Source organism: Aggregatibacter sp. oral taxon 458 str. W10330 (assembly GCF_000466335.1).
In the GTDB taxonomy this organism is placed as follows: domain Bacteria; phylum Pseudomonadota; class Gammaproteobacteria; order Enterobacterales; family Pasteurellaceae; genus Aggregatibacter.
This window is the reverse complement of sequence record NZ_KE952603.1, coordinates 149,855-169,950: the sequence shown is the minus strand read 5'-3', so window position 1 is coordinate 169,950 and position 20,096 is coordinate 149,855. Positions and strand designations below refer to the sequence as shown.

Here is a 20,096-nt window from a genome sequence, read left to right as displayed (position 1 = left end):
GTTGTTATTTCAATAAAGTTAATAAGGCTTGTACAGGGTGTTTCGGCTGATAATGGGCGAAACGCTTCACTTGGCTACGACAGGAATAACCGGTTGCTAAGCAGAAGTTCGGATCTTTACTTTGCAGCTTTTTCTCCCATGAGGCTTCATAAATGGCTTTCGACATTTCAATATGCTGGGTTTCGTGCCCGAAAGTACCAGCCATGCCGCAACAGCCGACACTTTCAACCTGCAACTGCTGGTCGAAAGCGGCAAAAATGTGTTGCCATTCTTTGCCACTGTTTGGCATCGCAGTCGTTTCTGTGCAGTGTGGGAATAAATACCACTGATGCGACTCAAAAGTGCGGTCGGTTTTTTCGGTGTTTTGCGCGAATAATAAGGTGTCGTTATCCAGCTGTTGTTTCAGCCATTCGTGTGCTGTGAGTACGTGGAAATCACCGCGTTCGGCACCCAGAATTTCTTTGTATTCGTCACGATACGACAACACAATAGCCGGATCCACGCCCACTAAAGGCAATCCTAATTTCGCCATGCGGTTTAAAAAATCTGCCTGATTTTTTGCTGTTTTGGCAAAACGGGTTAAAAAGCCCTTAATGTGTTGTGCTTTGCCGTTGGGTTTAAACGGCAATACCACAGGCTTAAAGCCCAGTTTTTGGGTTAACGCCACAAAATCGGCGACCACTTTGGCATCATAATAAGAGGTGAATGGATCTTGCACGATAAGCAAAACACGTTGTTTTTCCACCGCACTTAAACTTTCTAATTGCTCTAATGAAGCGTTTTGATGACCAAGTTGAATGAGTTGTTGTTGCAGATTGGGTGTTGAGAGCAAGGGTAAATCCGTCATGCCTAAACATTTTTCTGCCACCTTTTGGCTAAATTTAGTCGCTGTAAAATAATTAAAGAGCTTCGCTTGTTTTGCCATTAGCGGCGCAACGTATTCCACGTTGGACACTACATAATCTTTGATTGGGCGCAGATAACGTTGGTGGTAAAAATGGAAGAACTTCGCGCGGAAACTCGGTACGTCGATTTTAATCGGACATTGGCTGGCACAGGCTTTACACGCCAGGCAAGTATCCATTGCCGCTTTCACTTCATGGGAAAAATCGTATTCGCCACGGTGTTTTTGATAGCTGTTTTGGATTTTATGCACAATATCCGTGAGTTTTACCGTGGATTGCTTGAAATCCAATTGCGCCGGGGTAACTTGCTCATTCGCTAATAAACGCAACCATTCACGCACCATGGCGGCGCGGCCTTTCGGTGAAAAGACGCGATTTTTACTCACTTTCATTGACGGACACATAGTGCTGTGGACATCAAAGTTAAAGCATAGCCCGTTACCGTTACAATTCATGGCACCGATAAATTCTTCTTTCATTTGAACGGGAATTTGGCGATCGAGGTCGGCTCGCATTGGCGATAAAATGGAATAAAGTTCTTGTTTGTTATTTAATGGCGTACAGATTTTCCCTGGGTTGAGACGATTTTGCGGATCAAATAAGAATTTGATGTAACGTAATTCACGCCATAATTCGGGTGTAAAGAATTTTTCGCCGTATTGCGAGCGCATTCCTTTGCCATGTTCACCCCAAATTAATCCGCCGTATTTACGGGTGAGTTCTGCCACCTCGTCGGAAATCTGTTTGAATAATTTAACTTGCTCTAAATCGCATAAATCTAATGCAGGACGAACGTGTAACACGCCTGCATCCACATGGCCGAACATACCGTATTGCAGATTATGGCTATCTAATAAAGCGCGAAACTCGGTAATGTAATCCGCCAAATTTTCCGGCGGCACACAAGTGTCTTCCACAAAAGGAATCGGTTTTGCCGCGCCTTTTGCATTGCCAAGTAGCCCTACGGCTTTTTTCCGCATGGCGTAAATACGTTCAATGGATGGCAAATGATCGCAAACTTGATAACCGATAATATGATCTTTGCCTTCAGCAATTTTTTGATCTAATTGTGCACATAACTGCGCCACTTGTTTTTCAATTAATGCCTGATTATTGCCGGCATATTCCACTATATTTAAGCCAAGAATCGGATGTTGAGCGTCTTCTGTTAACAGTTCTTTGACAGAGTGCCAAATAATGTCTTGTTTAGCCAAATTCAGCACTTTGGAATCCACGGTTTCTACGGAAAGTGCATTGGCTTTAACCATAAAAGGCGCGTTGCGCAATGCCGCATCAAAAGAATTGTATTTAATGTTAATTAATGTGCGATGTTGTGGCAGCGGCATTAAATCCAACGTGGCCTCGCAAATAAAAGCAAGTGAGCCCTCTGAACCTGTCAAAATGCGGGTTAAATTGAATTCGCTTAAATCATCGTTAAACACATTTTTTAAATCGTAACCGGTCAGAAAACGGTTCAATTGGGGTAAATCATTCAGGATTTGTGAGCGGTTATCTTTGCAACGTTGAAAAATCTCTTGATAGATTTTTTTCACGTTGGCAGAGAGAGAGCTTTCTTCTGTATAGCGAAAAACGTCGTCAGATTTGACCGCACCTGTCTCTAAAATTTCGCCATTGATGAGTACGGCGCGTAAACCCAGCACGTGGTCGGAGGTTTTCCCGTATTGTAAAGATCCTTGTCCTGACGCATCCGTATTGATCATCCCCCCTAAGGTGGCGCGGTTACTGGTGGAGAGTTCTGGCGAGAAAAATAAACCGTGCGGCTTTAGAAATTGATTAAGCTGATCTTTCACTACGCCGGCTTGCACGCGCACCCAACGTTCTTTTACGTTGAGTTCTAAAATTTTCGTCATGTGGCGGGATAGATCAACAATAATGTTGTTATTGATAGATTGCCCGTTCGTACCGGTGCCGCCACCACGTGGCGTAAACGTGAGGGAAAGGTATTTTTCCTGTTGTGCGAGTTTGGTTAGGCGTACTACATCGGCAACGCTTTTCGGAAATAAAATGGCTTGCGGAAGTTGTTGGTAAACGCTGTTGTCGGTGGCGAGGCTGAGACGATCGGCATAACTTGAGGCAATGTCTCCTTCAAAATGTTGCAATCGTAGCGCATCTAAATAATCACTGACTAATGGAGAAAGTTGAGGGATATTCGTTAAGCGGGGTAGCATGTTGCACCACTCTTCAGTTAAGGTTAAAGACGTAAAAAGTTGTGAGAGTGTAACATATAAGCGAGGAGACTCGGCACGATATTTATCAGATAAAATTAGAAAAGTGATTAAAAATTGTCAGCAAAAAACGCTTTTTTGTTCAAAAAATAAGCAAAAGAGTGGCCGGTGATTTGATTTTCCATTTTTTAGGTAGGATAATACGCGCACTTTTGGACAGTCCTCCACATAGGATATGAATTTGCCAAAAGACAGAGTAGAGCAAATTTGCTCTATTGATGTAATATCTTTGCCTTGAGATGACTTTTTAGATCGAACAGGTTAAGATAGCAGGTAACACAATTCCTTTGTGTTGGTTTTCAGCTACATCAGCTGATACTTGTTTTAATTTAAATAGATGACTACATTTAAGAGGATCATCAAAATGAAAAAAACTGCAATCGCATTAGCTATCGCTGGTTTAGCAGCAGCAACTGTAGCACAAGCTGCACCACAAGCTAACACTTTCTATACTGGCGCAAAAGCCGGTTGGACTTCTTCCCACAATGGTTTTACCCAATTTCGTAATGCGGGTTATGATGTAAACCGTCACTCTGTAAACTACGGTGTGTTCGGTGGTTACCAAATCACTGACAACTTCGCTGCAGAAATCGGTTATGAATATTTCGGTGGTTCTAAACTAAAAGATCGCCAAGACAAAACTGAAACTAAACACACTGCGCACGGTACGACTTTAGCACTTAAAGGAAGCTACCCAGTATTAGCAGATTTAGATGTTTATGGTCGTGTTGGTGCGGCATTAATCCGCAGCGATTATAAAGCAACTCTTGCAGGTGGCGGTAAAGAGAAAGCTCACAACTTCAAAGTATCTCCGGTTTTAGCAGCGGGTATTGAATACGCAATTCTTCCAGAATTAGCAGCACGTTTAGAATATCAATGGACTGCTCGTGTAGGCAACTTAGGTAAAGCTCAAGTGAAAAATGGTCCGGCACCACGTGAACGTACTACAGAGTTCTCTCCGAACATGGGTACTGTTGCTTTAGGTTTATCTTACCGTTTCGGTCAAGGTCAAGCACCTATGCCGGCACCTGAAGCGAAAGTAGTAAACAAAACTTTCAACTTGAACTCTGATGTGACTTTCGCATTCGGCAAAGCTGACTTAAAACCTCAAGCTCGTAACGTATTAGATGGTATCTACGGCGAAATCGCACAAGTTAGCCATGCGAACGTTAAAGTTGCAGGTTACACAGACCGTATCGGTTCTGACGCTTACAACCAAAAATTATCTCAAAAACGTGCTGAAAGCGTTGCTAACTACTTAGTGTCTAAAGGTGTTTCTCAAAACGCTATTTCTGCAACCGGTTATGGTAAAGCAAACCCAGTTACTGGTAACAAATGTGACGCAGTTAAAGGCCGTAAAGCGCTTATCGCTTGTTTAGCTGATGACCGTCGTGTAGAAATCGCAGTTAGCGGTTCCCACTAATTGACTTTTTGTTAATTATTTTTAGATAAAGATAAAAAAGACCTAAACCTATGTTTAGGTCTTTTGTTTTTTAGCTAAGTTTAATGATTGTAAGGGAAAAACATGAAAAAATGGCTTGTTCTGATTATTGTTGCCGTTGTTGCGGCCATGACCTTAATTCCAAGTTATAACGGCTTGGTTGCCGCGGAAGAGCAAATTAATTCGGTGTGGGCAAATGTGGAATCGACTTATCAACGTCGTTCTGATTTGATTCCAAATTTAGTGAATACTGTGAAAGGTCAGGCAAACTTTGAAAAAGAAACCTTGACCGGTGTAGTTGAAGCGCGTGCCAAAGCAACGCAAACCAAAATTGATCCGTCTAATTTAACGGAAGAGCAATTAACCCAATTCCAACAAAATCAAAATGCGGTGGGTTCAGCGTTGTCCCGCTTGTTGGTCAGTGTAGAGAATTATCCTGAATTGCGTGCAAACGAAGGCTTTATGAACTTACAAGCGCAATTAGAAGGCACCGAAAATCGCATTAATGTGGCGCGTAATAAATTCAATGAAGCAGCGCGTGAATACAACCAAAAAATTCGTACTTTCCCAACCAAAGTGGTGGCGATGATTTTTGGTTTCAAAGAGAAACCTTACTTCAAATCTGTTGCTGGTGCTGAAAATGCGCCGACAGTGAATTTTAACTAAACGGACAACAAGGTGGCGACCATGCCATTATTTGCAAAAATTCCGGTAGATAAAAAACAGCTCGAGGCGGCAATTGCCCGCCTTGAGCAACAGACTTCCGCTGAATTTCGGATTTTTATCGAACGAAAAATACCGTCAAAACCGACCGCACTTTCTGCTTATGAGCGTGCATTGGTTGTTTTTTCACAACTGGAAATGCACCAAACAGTAGCGCGTAATGGGGTATTGATTTATATTGCCTATGATGATCGTCAATGTGCGATTATCGGGGACATTGGTATTCATCAGTATGTGGGCGATGACTTTTGGCAAACAGAATGTGCCCGCATGACTGTGCATTTTAAACAAAAGCACTATACGGAAGGCATTTTGGTTTCAATGGAGCAAATCGGTGAGCAGTTGATTCGGCATTTTCCGGTTCAACCGGGCGATCAAAATGAACTGGATAACGAGGTGATCATTCATGATTAAGCGCGTATTGGGTTTATTGAGCTTAAAAAGTGCGGTCATTTTTCTCGGTGTTTTTATGGCAGCGACAGTTTCTGCCGTCACCTTTCCTGATTCCCCGAAACCTTTCCGTTATGTAAATGACTACACGAAAACGTTATCAGCAAAAGAGTTGGACGCATTAGAAGCGAAGTTGGTAGCCTATGGCAAAGAAACCAGTTCGCAAATTGCGGTGGTGATTGTGCCAACGACCGGTGAATATGAGGTTTCTCAATATGCCTTTGAATTGGGCGATAAATGGGGTATCGGGCGAAAAAATCTGAATAATGGCGTGTTGTTACTTATCTCTAAAGACGATCGCAAATTGTTTATTGCGGTGGGACAAGGGTTGCAAGGCGTGTTGACCGATGCGCTGGCTTCACAAATTATTCGCAACCAAATTCGCCCTTATTTCCGTAACGAGCAGTATGCCCAAGGCATTGATAACGGCTTGGATTACATTATTGCTGCCACCAAAGGCGAATTTGCGGCACAAGCGGAAGAGGAAAAGGATTTCGGGGATGTTGTGCCCTTTATCATGCTCGCGCTGTTTATTTTGATTGTGGTGATAGCGGAGGTTAACAGTCGTCGCGCTTACGTCAGCCCAACGAATAATCATGTCTTGAATGAAATATTGCGCCAATCAATGTCAGATCGTCGCCGTCATGGCAGAGGCGGTGGCGGTTTCGGTGGCTTTGGTGGAGGCGGTTTTGGCGGTGGCTCCGGTGGAGGTTTCGGCGGAGGCGGTTTTGACGGCGGTGGGGCTGGTGGTAGCTGGTAATACCCTTTTGGATTTATTGGTCGGGCACATTGTTTGTGATACAATGCGCGCGTTTTCTCTTCAATGCATATAAGGAACATTATGGAAACGTTAGATAAAATCAAAAAACAGATTAGCGAAAACCCAATTCTGATTTACATGAAAGGCTCGCCAAAATTCCCTTCTTGCGGTTTTTCTGCGCGTGCGGTGGAAGCCTTAATTAACTGTGGCGTACCCTTCGGTTATGTGGATATTTTACAACATCCGGATATTCGTGCAGAGTTACCGGCTTACGCCAATTGGCCGACATTCCCACAATTATGGGTAGAAGGCGAACTTGTTGGCGGTTGTGATATCGTATTGGAAATGTATCAACAAGGTGAACTCAAAACCTTATTAGAAGAAGTCGCTGCAAGACATCCACAAGCGTAAAATGTTTTCTAAAAAAACCGCACTTTGGTTTCCCCAAGTGCGGTTTTTTTGTGAGTTAATTCCTTGTAAATTGTCTTAATAAAACGATGAAAAATCGAAATTTACTGGAAAGCAGCCGCACTTTATGATATAAAGCACGGCGTTATTTTGCTGTTTAAAAGTAACGTTTATTTTTTAATCAATTTACTAAAACACACACATATCAGAAAGGCTAAATCGGGGTGCCAAACGGTCGATTGGCTGGATATGTGGAGGCTAAACCCCAAACAAAAGGAAAATTATTATGGCACAAGTTTCTATGCGCGATATGCTTCAAGCAGGCGTTCACTTCGGTCACCAAACTCGTTACTGGAACCCAAAAATGAAACCATTCATTTTCGGGCCACGCAACGGCGTTCATATCATCAACCTTGAAAAAACCGTTCCAATGTTCAACGCAGCATTAGCTGAGTTAACCCGCATTGCGAGCAACAACGGTAAAGTATTATTCGTTGGTACTAAACGCGCAGCGACCGATGCCGTGCAAGCTGCCGCATTAGACTGTCAACAATACTATGTAAACCACCGTTGGTTAGGCGGTATGTTGACCAACTGGAAAACAGTTCGTCAATCCATCAAACGTTTAAAGGATTTAGAAACGCAATCTCAAGACGGTACTTTCGACAAATTAACCAAAAAAGAAGCGTTAATGCGTACCCGTGAGATGGAAAAACTTGAATTAAGCCTTGGCGGTATCAAAGAGATGGGCGGTCTTCCGGATGCATTATTTGTTATCGGTGCAGACCACGAACATATCTCAGTGAAAGAAGCAAACAACTTGGGTATTCCGGTATTTGCTATCGTTGATACTAACTCTAGCCCGGACGGCGTAGATTTCGTTATCCCAGGTAACGATGACGCAGCACGTGCAATTCAACTTTATCTTTCTTCTGCTGCTGCTGCGATCAAAGAAGGTCGTGGTAACGAAGCTGCGGTTGCTGAAGAATTAGCGCAAGCCGCAGAATAATTCAGGCGATTGCGATAAGGCGTAAGCCCTTATTAATCAGACGATTAATTAATGAACAGGGGGCTAGATAGCTCCCTGTATTTTTTAGAGCTAAAAGTGCGGTCTTTTTCCACCGCATTTTAAACTGACAGAGGATTTTAAAATGGCTGAAATCACAGCATCATTAGTAAAAGAACTGCGTGAACGTACCGGCGCAGGCATGATGGAATGTAAAAAAGCATTAGTTGAAGCAAACGGCGACATCGAATTAGCTATCGATAACATGCGTAAATCCGGTCAAGCAAAAGCGGCGAAAAAAGCCGGCCGTGTTGCAGCTGAAGGTGTCATCATCGCGCGTGTACAAAACGGTTTCGGTGTAGTGGTTGAATTAAACTGCGAAACCGACTTCGTCGCAAAAGATGCCGGTTTCTTAGGTTTAGCCAACGAAGTGGCAGACTACGCAGCAGCACACAAAGGCGCAACCATCGAACAACTTCAAGCGCAATTTGAAGAAAAACGTGCTGCATTAGTGGCAAAAATTGGTGAAAACATGACCATCCGTCGTGTTGCTTACATCGAGGGCGATGTTGTAGGCTCTTACTTACACGGCGCGAAAATCGGTGTATTAGTGGCAGGTAAAGGCGCAGATGATGAATTGTTAAAACACATTGCAATGCACGTTGCAGCAAGCCGTCCAGACTACGTTAACCCAAGCGATGTTCCGGCTGATGTGGTTGAACATGAGCGTAACATCCAAGTGGATATCGCAATGCAATCCGGTAAACCACGTGAAATCGCAGAAAAAATGGTTGAAGGCCGCATGAAGAAATTCACTGGCGAAGTCTCTTTAACCGGTCAACCATTCGTGATGGATCCATCTAAATCCGTTGGTGATTTGTTAAAAGAAAAAGGTGCTGAAATCTCTAACTTCATCCGCTTAGAAGTGGGCGAAGGTATCGAGAAAGTAGAAACCGACTTCGCAGCAGAAGTTGCTGCCATGTCTAAAGCGTAATAGATAATTTAAGTCAAAAATCGCAATAACTCATCTGCGCCTAAACGTGGGATAAAATACCGACAAATTTAGGCGCAGATTTTTATGAAAATGCTCTAATTCTTTCTGCCTCTTACAAAGCCTAAAGATCGGCACCGAAAATGCCGATAAGCGGAGAGTAAGAAAAAGCAGATTAAATTTCTTTGATCACTTCAGTAGATGCATTATTCATCACCGATTCCATGCCTTTTTGCGCGGCAGCCTGTGAGGAATAATATTGACTACGACCGATTTCTTGGTGATTCGCCGCTTTCAACACAAAATACGGTTGATCACTTTTTGTCATGCGAAACTCAAAATTTTTCTCATCTACGCCATTTTTTTGGACGGAAGCAATACCGTTTTGTGCAGCGGCTTTCGTTTTGTAAAGCTCACTGGTTAAGATCACTTGTCCGTTAGTAGCGATTAAGTTGAACATAAATTGACCGTCTTTGGCCGTTTTTAATTCATAATGTCCTTGTGCCATGTTTACACCTCTTGTTAAGTTAATGTGTTTCGTTATCTAAAATTTCATAAAATAAACGCGATAATCGCGATTAAAAAGAAATTTTAGATAGGGCTAAATGTATAAAAAAAGCCTGTATATCGCAACAGTTAAGCGGAAGAATATGCTAAAATGTCGCCTTTATTTTAGGCAACGTAACGCTAAACGAGAACACATGATGGCAGGCATTTATCCCCTGAACGGGAGTCTTCAATATTACGCGTGGGGTGGTAACCAGTATCTTCCGGACTTCTTGCATATTACAAAAAACCAAGCGCATTATGCCGAATATTGGCTCGGCGCACACCCTTCTGCGCCATCACAGTTAATCACCGCCGATGGCGAACTGTCGTTACTGGATTTTTTACAACAAAATCCCACCGCACTTGGCCGCCAAAGCCGTCAATTATTGGGTAACAATTTGCCTTATTTACTGAAAATTTTAGACGTTGCCAATCCTCTTTCCATCCAGTTGCACCCAACCAAAGAACAAGCTGAAATTGGCTTTGCGCAAGAAAATGCAGCAGGCATTGCGTTGAACGATCCCAAACGCACTTATAAAGACGATAACCATAAGCCGGAAATGATGATTGCTTTGTCCGATTTTTGGCTTTTACATGGTTTTAAATGCAGAGCCGACATTCTTGATACGCTACGCCAACGCCCATCACTTGCGGAGCTGGCAATAAAATTGGCCTCACAGAATTTAGCGGATTTTTATGCGGATATTATGTTGGCAACACAAGCTCAATTAGCACAATGGCTCTTGCCGATCATTGACGCGCAACAAAAGGCTTACGAGCAAAACCAGCTTGCCATGCAAAATCCGGATTACTGGGTGCTTTACACATTACACGCCATGAAGATTTCCCGAGACCGGTTAGATGCCGGCTTAATGAGTTTCTACCTGTTCAATATTGTGAATTTGCAGGTTGGCGAAGGGATTTTCCAAGCCGCCGGCGTACCGCACGCTTATTTACGCGGACAAAATATTGAACTAATGGCCTGTTCCGACAACGTGATCCGTGGCGGTTTAACGCCGAAACACGTTGATATCGAACAATTGCTGAAAATCATTGATTGTAGCGAAATCGTCCCTCAAATCATCGCGCCGGCACCTCAAAATCAGGTTTACATCTACCCGACGCCCATTGCCGATTTTGCTTTGAGCAATATGCCTTATGCTAAAAACACCGAAATTTCCGACCGCACTTTAAACGGCACGATTCTCTTAGTCATGGCAGGCGAAATGACATTGGAAGCCACACAACAAAAACTCACTTTAAAACAAGGACAAGCGGCGTTTATTGAAGCTGACACAGACTATCGCGTGCATGGCATGCAAGAAGGCTATGCCGTGCTGGCCGGATTACCGATTTAACATCGTTTTCATGAAAGAAATACTTAACAACGATTTTTATGACCTCTGATTACATCACAAAATAGGAACTACAATGACTCAACAAACGTTTATTCCCGGCAAAGATGCCGCCCTTGAGGAAAGTATTGAAAAATTCCAGCAAAAACTGACCGCACTTGGCTTTAATATTGAAGAAGCCTCGTGGTTAAACCCGGTGCCGAACGTGTGGTCGGTACACATCCGTGATAAAGACTGCCCACAGTGTTTCTCTAACGGCAAAGGCGCCAGTAAAAAAGCCGCGTTAGCGTCAGCACTCGGCGAATATTTTGAACGTCTTTCCACTAACTATTTCTGGACGGATTTCTATTTAGGACAAGACATTACCAATGGCGATTTTGTGCACTATCCGAACGAAAAATGGTTTCCGATTGAAGACGAGGCGTTGTTGCCACAAGGCATTTTAGACGATCGTTTATTCGAACATTTCGATCCAAATCAGGAGCTGACACCGGAACTTTTGGTAGATTTGCAATCAGGCAACTATGAGCGTGGCATTGTTGCTTTGCCTTATGTGCGTCAATCAGACCAACAAACGGTTTATATTCCACAAAGCATCATTTCTAATCTCTACGTCTCCAATGGGATGTCCGCCGGCAACAGCCAATTTGAAGCGCGCGTACAGGGATTATCGGAAGTGTTTGAGCGCTATGTGAAAAATAAAATCATCGCAGAAGCCATTAGTTTGCCATTAATTCCGCAAGAGGTGATGGCACGTTATCCATCGATTCAAGCCGCGATTGACAAGCTGGAGCAGGAAGGCTTCCCGATTTTGGCGTATGACGCCTCTCTTGGCGGCAAATACCCAGTGATTTGCGTCATTTTGCTTAACCCAACTAACGGCACTTGCTTTGCCTCTTTCGGCGCGCACCCGAAATTCCAAGTGGCGTTAGAACGCACCGTGACTGAACTGCTGCAAGGTCGTAGCTTAAAAGATTTGGATGTTTTTTCTCCGCCATCCTTCAACAATGACGATGTTGCCGAACACGCCAATTTGGAAACCCACTTTATTGATTCCAGCGGTTTGATTTCTTGGGATTTATTCAAAGATACGCCGGATTATGAGTTCGCCGATTGGAATTTCTCGGGCAAAGATACGCATGAAGAATACGACAATCTGATGGCGATTTTCCGTGCAGAAAAGAAAGACGTTTACATCATGGACTACAATCACTTAGGTGTTTATGCCTGTCGCATTATCGTGCCGGGTATGTCCGATATTTATCCGGCAGACGACTTAATTTACGCCAACAGCAACATGGGCATGGACTGGCGCGAAATCTTGTTAGATTTACCGCACTTCCACCACGATCAAGAAACCTACCAAGAACTCTTGGACGAACTGGACGTACAAGACATTGACGACGCCACCCGTGTGCGTGAATTTATCGGCATCGTGGCACCGAAAGCCAGCGGCTGGACAACCTTGCGCATCGGTGAATTAAAATCCATGCTTTATCTTGCCTTGGGCGACCTGGAAATGGCTCTAGATTGGGCAAATTGGACCTATAACATGAACAGCTCTGTGTTCACGGCAGAACGTGCCAACTATTATCGCTGCTTAATCAATAGCCTTGAATTGTTTATGGATAGCCAACGTGATCCGCAGCAATATCGCATGGTATTCGAAAAAATGTATGGCAAAGACGCCATGGCATTTGCGTGGAGCGCGATTCAAGGTGGCAATCCGTTCTATAACCTGCCTGCCAGTGATGAAACCCTTGCAAACTTTAGCGAACATCAAAAATTATTGGCGGCTTATGCGAAATTACAAAAGGCAAAACGTGAAAATTGGCAGTAAAGTGCGGTGGGAAAATCCCGTGGATTTTGAACGTTGGCTTTGCTAAGGTTTTTTAATGCGATTTTAAAGGGCGAAGAGATTCGCCCTTTATTTATGGGAATGAGATTACTGAACCAGTAAATAGAAGTTACTGTCACCGCGAATAATATTTAAGGCGATGGCCGATGGCTTACTCTCTAAAATTTTGCGTAACTGGCCTAAGTTTTCAACTTTCTGACGGTTAATCCCAATGATCACATCACCGGATTTCAATCCGCGTTGTTCCGCAAGGGAATTTGGTTTGATTTTGGTGATAGCAACACCTTTCATACCTTTTTCGTCATAGTTGTTTAATTCCGCACCGTCTAACGCCGGTAATAATCCATTGGCACGTGTTTGCGTTTGGTCATCTGATTGAAGCGTCACTTTGGCGTTATTTGATTTACCGTCACGCAAATAAGTTAAATCAATTTCTTTGCCTGCACCGGAGGTCGCGATTTTGGCACGCATTTCAGCAAAGCTGGAAATGGCTTGACCGTTTATTGCGGTAATCACATCACCGGCTTTGAGGCCGGCTTTATCGGCAGCAGAACCCGGCATCACTTCACTAATAAAAGCGCCTTTCTTCGCTTCAATATCAAACGCTTGTGCTAAATCTGCATTTAATTCGCCACCTTTAATACCGAGCATACCACGACGCACTTCACCGAATTCAAGAATTTGTTGCACTAAATTATTGGCCATATTGCTTGGAATCGCAAAGGCAATGCCGGCATTGCCACCGCTTGGGGAAAGAATGGCGGTGTTGATGCCGATTAATTCACCGTTTAAGTTAATTAGCGGGCCGCCGGAGTTACCACGGTTAACCGCTGCGTCGGTTTGAATGTAGTTTTCATAGGTGCCACTATCGGATCCCATGGAACGACCCAATGCGGATACAATGCCCGATGTCACGGTTTGACCTAAACCGAACGGGTTGCCAATAGCCACGGTGAAATCGCCTACACGTAATTTGTCGGAATCCGCGAGTTTAAGTGCGGTCAGATTTTTCGGTTTTTCCACTTGAATGAGTGCCACATCAGACATTTCATCGGCACCGATGACTTTCGCTTTAAATTCACGACCGTCATGGAGCTGAACGGTAATTTTATCCGCATCTTTAATCACGTGATTATTGGTTAACACATAACCTTTTTCAGCGTTAATAATTGCGCCTGAGCCAAGGCCCTTAAAGTTGCGTGGTGCGCGATCACGATCGAACATATCCGGACCAAAAAAGAATTTAAATTCTTCCGGAATGTCGTCATCCATTTGAGCGGCATTGCTTTTTTGTTTGCCTTCCACAGAAATGGACACCACCGAAGGCAACACTTTTTCTAACATAGGCGCCAAACTTGGCATGACTTGACCGGCGGCCACCTCTGTTGGGGTTTCTGCCACGCTCATCATCGGGGCAGTTAATACGCTTAATCCGAGTGCAATACTAGTTAAAACAAAATTGCGTTTTTTCATTCAATTTTCTCCAATTAAAAACAAATAACACGAAATCTCTGTGAGTTTCGGTAATGCTTATGACAAATAAATGGCTTGAATGTTCTGCAATTTTGGGCGTGAATAAATAAAAAAGTGCGGTAGATTTTATCGGAATTTAAAAACATCCGAAAAATCCACCGCACTTTTAGCGACATCAACGATTACAGATCGAAATCGTCGAAATCTTTGGTGTCCACTTTGGAGTCAATTTGACCCACAAGATAAGAACTCACTTCCACTTCTTGCGGCGCCACTTGTACGTTGTCGGAAACCAACCAGGCGTTGATCCAAGGAATCGGGTTGGAGCGCGCTTGGAACGGCAATGGCAAGCCAACTGCCTGCATACGGATATTGGTGATGTATTCCACGTATTGCACCAAAATGTCTCGGTTCAAGCCGATCATGGAACCGTCTTTGAACAAATAATCTGCCCAGTCTTTTTCTTGTTCTGCTGCCGCTAAGAATAAATCGTAGGCTTCTTGCTTACATTCTTCCGCAATTTCAGCCATTTCCGGATCGTCTTGTCCTGCCGCCATGATGTTTAAAATGTGCTGCGTACCGGTTAAGTGTAGCGCTTCATCACGGGCGATGAATTTAATGATTTTCGCGTTGCCTTCCATTAGTTGACGTTCAGCAAAGGCAAAAGAGCACGCGAAAGACACATAGAAACGAATGGCTTCAAGCGCATTGACGCTCATTAAGCAAAGGTAAAGTTGTTTTTTCAAATTACGCAATGTGACGACACATTCTTTGCCATCCACGGTGTAAGTGCCTTCGCCGTATAGGCTGTAAAGTTGGCTGTCACGGATTAAATCGTCGTAGTAAGAAGAAATATCGCGTGCACGTTTGATAATTTCTTCGTTCGTCACGATGTCATCGAACACGATAGACGGATCGTTCACAATGTTACGAATGATGTGCGTGTAAGAACGGGAGTGGATTGTTTCGGAGAACGTCCACGTTTCGATCCAGGTTTCTAATTCAGGAATCGACACCAACGGCAACAACGCCACGTTCGGGCTGCGACCTTGAATGGAGTCCAACAAGGTTTGATATTTTAAGTTGCTGATGAAAATGTGTTTTTCATGCTCAGGCAACGCGGCATAGTCGATACGGTCTTGTGACACATCCACTTCTTCCGGACGCCAAAAGAAAGAAAGTTGTTTTTCAATGAGCTTTTCAAAAGTCTCATATTTTTGTTGATCGTAACGGGCAACGTTAACGTTTTGACCAAAGAACATCGGTTCTTTTAACTGGTCGTTTTTGTTTTGTGAGAAAGTGGTGTATGCCATTATGCAACTCCTGATAATTTTGTTAATACAGGTATATATGGTGCTATGGCACTAAAAATACCTGCATGAGAATTAATTAACTCAATAAATTTTATATATTTTGATGAAAAATCTGATGTACCTTGTGTACTTCTCATTTCATTAATAACTTTTAGTATATTTTGATACTGTTCTTCTTCTAAAGATACTTTTTGATTACTTATTATATCTAATAAATTTGAAAACAATTCCTCTTTTGCCGTGTTATTTATTTGAGAATTTTGATTAACATCAGAACTTCCTGTTGCAACATTTTGAACATTGCCATTAATAGTAGTATTAAAAATTTGCGTAATTTTATTTTGATCTATTGGATTACTATTCATTTCAATATCTCCAGCATTAGGATTTTCAGCTTCTATTTCAAGAGCAAAGTCTAAAATTTTTGTTTTGACAGTATCGATAATACCAGCTATGTCAGAGCTTGAAATAACTTGCCATGCTTTAATGCAAATCATATCGTTATAGAAATCACTAGCATATATAGCTAATAGTTTGGAATCCCAAGGTGATTGAAATATGCTACCCTCTTTAGATAGTAAATTTTCTAAAGAACCAATTCCCTGCATAATATGGGCTTTTTTTACATATTTCTCGTGTTTCTCCTTCATAACATGTGTATGAATTTGAATATTAGTTAAAATGGAATTTCCCCATGTCGAAAAATGTCCTTTTGATATTACCTTTAAAACCCTATAAGAAGGTAAAGAACTAACATCATTATAACCATTTAGCTCATTTTCAACCCATGATTTAAACCCTGGATGGTTTAATCGAGTAGCTAATATTTTACATTTTCTCAGAAGCGTCGATAATTCAATATCTTTACTTGAACTTGATGCTAAGTCTTGTATATCTCGTAGAAGTGACATGCACACTCCTGAAAACTAAATCTTACACGCCCCACCCGCGCAACCATCATCTAAATCTTCTTGGCTGTCTTCGGCACCGTCACGGGTGTTTTGGTAGTAGAGAGTTTTTAAGCCGTATTTGTAAGCGGTTAAAAGATCTTTTAACAACACTTTCATCGGTACTTTGCCGTCTTCAAAACGTTTCGGATCGTAGTTGGTGTTAGCGGAGATGGCTTGGTCCACGAATTTTTGCATGATGCCGACCAAGTGCAAGTAGCCGTCGTTGCCCGGGATGTCCCAAAGCAATTCGTAGTTTTCGCCCAAGTTTTCATAATCCGGCACCACTTGTTTCAAAATACCGTCTTTCGAGGCTTTGACGCTCACATGGCCGCGTGGCGGTTCGATACCGTTGGTGGCGTTGGAAATCTGAGAAGAGGTTTCCGATGGCATGAGGGCGGTGAGGGTAGAGTTGCGCAAGCCGAATTCTTGAATGTCGCGGCGTAGGCTTTCCCAGTCGTAATGCAACGGCTCGGAGGTTAAGCTGTCGATGTCTTTTTTGTACGTATCGATCGGCAAAATGCCTTGTGCGTAAGTGGTTTCGTGGAAATATTCACATGCGCCTTGTTCTTTCGCCAAGTTCATGGAGGCTTTCAATAGGTAATATTGAATGGCTTCGAAAGTGCGGTGGGTTAAATCGTTGGCACTGCCATCAGAATAACGCACGCCGTGTTTCGCCAAGTAGTACGCATAGTTGATAACGCCGATACCTAAAGAACGGCGGGCAAGGGAACTGCGTTTTGCCGCCATCACCGGATAATCTTGATAATCCAATAAGGCATCTAAAGCACGCACCGCAAGATCTGCCAAATTGTCGAGCTCGTCTAAGTTGTCCAATTTGCCTAAGTTAAAGGCGGAAAGGGTACAAAGGGCGATTTCGCCTTGTTCATCGTTAATGTGGCTTAACGGTTTGGTCGGTAAGGCGATTTCCAAGCACAGGTTGGATTGACGCACCGGTGCCACTTTCGGATCGAATGGCGAGTGGGTGTTGCAGTGATCCACGTTGTGAATGTAAATACGACCGGTGGACGCACGTTCTTGCATTAATAAAGAGAACAATTCCACGGCTTTTACGGTACGTTTACGAATGGACGGATCCTGTTCGTATTGGACGTAAAGTTCTTCAAACTTGTCTTGATCCGCAAAGAACGCTTCGTAAAGTCCCGGCACGTCGGACGGGCTGAACAGGGTAATATCGCCGCCTTTGATTAAGCGTTGATACATTAATTTATTGAGCTGTACGCCGTAGTCCATGTGACGCACGCGGTTGTCTTCCACGCCACGGTTGTTTTTCAACACCAACAGGCTTTCGACTTCTAAGTGCCAAATTGGGTAATACACGGTTGCCGCACCGCCACGCACGCCGCCTTGGGAGCAAGATTTCACGGCAGTTTGGAAATATTTATAGAACGGAATACAACCGGTATGGAACGCTTCGCCGCCACGAATTGGGCTACCTAGCGCACGAATCGCACCGGCATTCACACCGATACCGGCACGTTGAGAAACGTATTTCACGATGGCAGAGGCGGTGGCATTAATGGAATCCAAGCTGTCGCCACATTCAATCAACACGCAAGAGCTGAATTGACGGGTTGGGGTACGCACGCCTGCCATGATTGGGGTTGGCAAGGAAATTTTGAAGGTAGAAGTCGCGTCATAGAAACGACGGACATAATCCAAGCGGGTTTCTTGCGGGTATTTGGAGAACAGACTTGCCGCCACTAATAAATAGAGGAATTGTGCGGATTCGTAGATCTCACCGGTCACGCGGTTTTGGACTAAATATTTGCCTTCTAATTGTTTCACTGCCGCATAAGAGAACGTCATGTCGCGCCAATGGTCGATAAAACCGTCCATTTCGTCCCATTCTTCACGGGTGTAATCATCCAACAAAGCATGATCGTATTTACCCATGCGCACGAGTTTTTTTACATGATCGTATAAACGCGGCGGATCGAAATGGCCGTAAGCCTTTTTACGCAAATGGAACACCGCAAGGCGCGCAGCAAGGTATTGATAATCCGGAGAATCTTTGCTGATTAAGTCTGCAGCTGCTTTGATAATGGTTTCGTGAATATCAGAGGTACGAATGCCTTCGTAAAACTGAATGTGAGAACGCAATTCCACTTGTGAGACGGACACATTGTCCAGTCCTTCTGCCGCCCATGTAATTACGCGGTGGATTTTATCGAGGTTAATCGGCTCCAGTGTGCCGTCACGTTTGGTGACCATTAATGCTTTATTCATGAAAGACGCTACTCCTTAGATATAGACCTAAAACACAATATATAGTTATAAGCCAAAAATTTTGACACAAGATAATGTGTTAAGATAAAAAATTCAAGCGATATATTTTTTTATCACTTAGTTGACATTAAATAACTGATTATTAATTAAAGGAAATTTCGTATGTACAGAAAATTTGCTTGATTAAAATGTATAAATTGGCGCCAAAATTGCATGAGAGAGGGAAAAGATCAAAAAAGTGCGGTGAAAAAATACCTTAAATTTTCACCGCACTTTGCAAGGAAGTTTGTTGGCGTTACTTCGTTAAATCATCAAAGAAGCGTTTTACCCCGTCTAAAAAACTAGAGGATTTCGGGCGCTGTTTGGTTTGTCCTTCTAAGCTTTCTTCAAGCTTGCGTAGCAATGCTTTTTGTTCTTCGTTGAGTTTTACCGGCGTTTCTACCACAATTCGGCAGATTAAATCGCCGGCATAACCGCTACGGGAGGAGGTAACACCTTTGCCACGCATACGGAATAATTTACCTGTTTGGGTCTCTTCCGGGATTTTTAACTTAACGCGTCCATCCAATGTTGGCACTTCAATTTCGCCACCAAGAGCCGCCATGGTGAAACTAATCGGCACTTCACAATAAAGGTTGTTGCCATCACGCTCAAAAATATGATGTTCTTTCACATGGATTACAACATATAAATCACCTGCCGGTGCACCATTTTCACCTGCTGCGCCTTCGCCGGATAAACGTAATTGATTGCCTGTGTCTACACCAGCCGGAATTTTTACGGAAAGGTTTTTCGGTTTATTCACTCTGCCGTCACCGTGGCAAGTTTTACACGGTTTCTCAATTTTCTTACCGGTGCCATGACAGGTTGGACAAACGGTTTCGGTCACAAAGAAACCTTGTTGACGGCGTAAGCGGCCGGAACCGTGACAATGCGGACAGGTTTCCACTTTTGAACCGGCTTCAGCCCCTGAGCCATGGCAAGTTTCGCAAGGGGCAAGCGTATGAATTTTAATGTCTTTAGTCGTGCCTTTGACGGCTTCTTCAAGGGTAATCTCAAGGTCATAACGTAAGTCATCACCACGCACAACACGTTGGCGACCACGTCCACCGCCGCCAAAAATGTCACCGAACATATCGCCAAAAATATCACCGAAATCCGCACCGCTAAAGCCCCCGCCGGCACCGAAACCTTGTTCAAAGGCTGCATGGCCGTATTGATCATAGTTGGCCCGTTTTTGCTTATCGCTTAATACTTCATAAGCTTCTTGAATTTCTTTAAATTTTTCTTCTTTCGCTTTATCCCCTTTGGTTCTGTCCGGGTGATATTGCATCGCGAGCTTTTTATAGGCGCGCTTAATTTCTTTTTCATCGGCGGATTTAGAAACGCCGAGGAGTTCGTAGTAGTCTTGTTTTGCCATA

General features: G+C 43.4%; 16 protein-coding genes. 9 read left to right on the top strand and 7 right to left on the bottom strand.

From position 1 onward, the window contains the following. Positions 1-4: 4 nt before the first annotated feature. Complete coding sequence (locus HMPREF9065_RS06235; protein WP_021615781.1) at positions 5-3,094, bottom strand: D-2-hydroxyglutarate dehydrogenase YdiJ; 3,090 nt, start codon at positions 3,092-3,094, stop codon at positions 5-7. A gap of 421 nt (positions 3,095-3,515) precedes the next feature. Here HMPREF9065_RS06235 and ompA point away from each other — a divergent pair, with 421 nt between their 5' ends. The 7 genes from ompA (at position 3,516) to tsf (ending at position 8,933) form a co-directional block, all read left to right on the top strand. After that, the gene (ompA, locus tag HMPREF9065_RS06240) at positions 3,516-4,574 is read left to right on the top strand and encodes a porin OmpA (RefSeq protein WP_033002459.1); all 1,059 of its coding nucleotides are present in this window, start codon (positions 3,516-3,518) and stop codon (positions 4,572-4,574) included. Between the two features lie 102 nt (positions 4,575-4,676). Beyond that, positions 4,677-5,258, top strand: a complete 582-nt coding sequence (locus HMPREF9065_RS06245) for a LemA family protein (protein WP_021615779.1) — start codon at positions 4,677-4,679, stop codon at positions 5,256-5,258. Between the two features lie 21 nt (positions 5,259-5,279). Then, positions 5,280-5,729 carry a TPM domain-containing protein gene (locus tag HMPREF9065_RS06250; RefSeq protein WP_021615778.1) on the top strand — a complete coding sequence of 150 codons (450 nt, stop codon included), beginning with the start codon at positions 5,280-5,282 and terminating at the stop codon, positions 5,727-5,729. Beyond that, on the top strand, positions 5,722-6,525 hold the full coding sequence (locus HMPREF9065_RS06255) for a TPM domain-containing protein (protein ID WP_021615777.1): 804 nt from the start codon (positions 5,722-5,724) through the stop codon (positions 6,523-6,525). The genes HMPREF9065_RS06250 and HMPREF9065_RS06255 overlap by 8 nt, the downstream gene beginning before the upstream one ends. 81 nt (positions 6,526-6,606) lie before the next feature. Beyond that, a complete protein-coding gene (gene grxD, locus HMPREF9065_RS06260; protein ID WP_033002458.1) occupies positions 6,607-6,936 on the top strand; it encodes a Grx4 family monothiol glutaredoxin in 330 nt (109 codons plus the stop codon). Between the two features lie 283 nt (positions 6,937-7,219). Beyond that, on the top strand, positions 7,220-7,942 hold the full coding sequence (rpsB, locus tag HMPREF9065_RS06265; RefSeq protein WP_021615775.1) for a 30S ribosomal protein S2: 723 nt from the start codon (positions 7,220-7,222) through the stop codon (positions 7,940-7,942). 142 nt (positions 7,943-8,084) lie between these two features. Then, positions 8,085-8,933 carry a translation elongation factor Ts gene (gene tsf / locus HMPREF9065_RS06270; protein ID WP_021615774.1) on the top strand — a complete coding sequence of 283 codons (849 nt, stop codon included), beginning with the start codon at positions 8,085-8,087 and terminating at the stop codon, positions 8,931-8,933. Positions 8,934-9,105: 172 nt separating this feature from the next. Here tsf and HMPREF9065_RS06275 read toward each other — a convergent pair whose 3' ends face one another. Further along, entirely contained in the window at positions 9,106-9,438 is a 333-nt protein-coding gene (locus HMPREF9065_RS06275; protein ID WP_021615773.1) for a YegP family protein, read from the bottom strand. Positions 9,439-9,634: 196 nt separating this feature from the next. Here HMPREF9065_RS06275 and manA point away from each other — a divergent pair, with 196 nt between their 5' ends. Both manA and ycaO read left to right on the top strand, forming a co-directional pair. Continuing rightward, positions 9,635-10,837: a mannose-6-phosphate isomerase, class I gene (gene manA, locus HMPREF9065_RS06280; protein WP_033002471.1), complete on the top strand. Its 1,203-nt coding sequence runs from the start codon at positions 9,635-9,637 to the stop codon at positions 10,835-10,837. A gap of 73 nt (positions 10,838-10,910) precedes the next feature. After that, positions 10,911-12,674 (top strand): 30S ribosomal protein S12 methylthiotransferase accessory factor YcaO, encoded by a 1,764-nt coding sequence (gene ycaO, locus HMPREF9065_RS06285; RefSeq protein ID WP_021615771.1) that lies wholly within the window; start codon positions 10,911-10,913, stop codon positions 12,672-12,674. Positions 12,675-12,779: 105 nt separating this feature from the next. On the opposite strand, the gene HMPREF9065_RS06290 is transcribed toward ycaO, so the two are convergent. The 5 genes from HMPREF9065_RS06290 to dnaJ all read right to left on the bottom strand — a co-directional run bounded on the left by HMPREF9065_RS06290 (position 12,780) and on the right by dnaJ (position 20,095). Beyond that, positions 12,780-14,165, bottom strand: coding sequence for a Do family serine endopeptidase (locus tag HMPREF9065_RS06290; RefSeq protein ID WP_021615770.1), 1,386 nt, complete (start codon positions 14,163-14,165; stop codon positions 12,780-12,782). 182 nt (positions 14,166-14,347) lie between these two features. After that, entirely contained in the window at positions 14,348-15,478 is a 1,131-nt protein-coding gene (gene nrdB / locus HMPREF9065_RS06295; protein ID WP_005700384.1) for a class Ia ribonucleoside-diphosphate reductase subunit beta, read from the bottom strand. Then, positions 15,478-16,389: an AbiTii domain-containing protein gene (locus tag HMPREF9065_RS06300; RefSeq protein WP_021615768.1), complete on the bottom strand. Its 912-nt coding sequence runs from the start codon at positions 16,387-16,389 to the stop codon at positions 15,478-15,480. Before HMPREF9065_RS06300 ends, nrdB begins: the two co-directional genes overlap by 1 nt. A gap of 15 nt (positions 16,390-16,404) precedes the next feature. Beyond that, complete coding sequence (gene nrdA, locus HMPREF9065_RS06305) at positions 16,405-18,675, bottom strand: class 1a ribonucleoside-diphosphate reductase subunit alpha (protein ID WP_021615767.1); 2,271 nt, start codon at positions 18,673-18,675, stop codon at positions 16,405-16,407. Positions 18,676-18,970: 295 nt separating this feature from the next. After that, positions 18,971-20,095 carry a molecular chaperone DnaJ gene (dnaJ, locus tag HMPREF9065_RS06310; protein ID WP_021615766.1) on the bottom strand — a complete coding sequence of 375 codons (1,125 nt, stop codon included), beginning with the start codon at positions 20,093-20,095 and terminating at the stop codon, positions 18,971-18,973. Position 20,096: the final 1 nt, after the last annotated feature.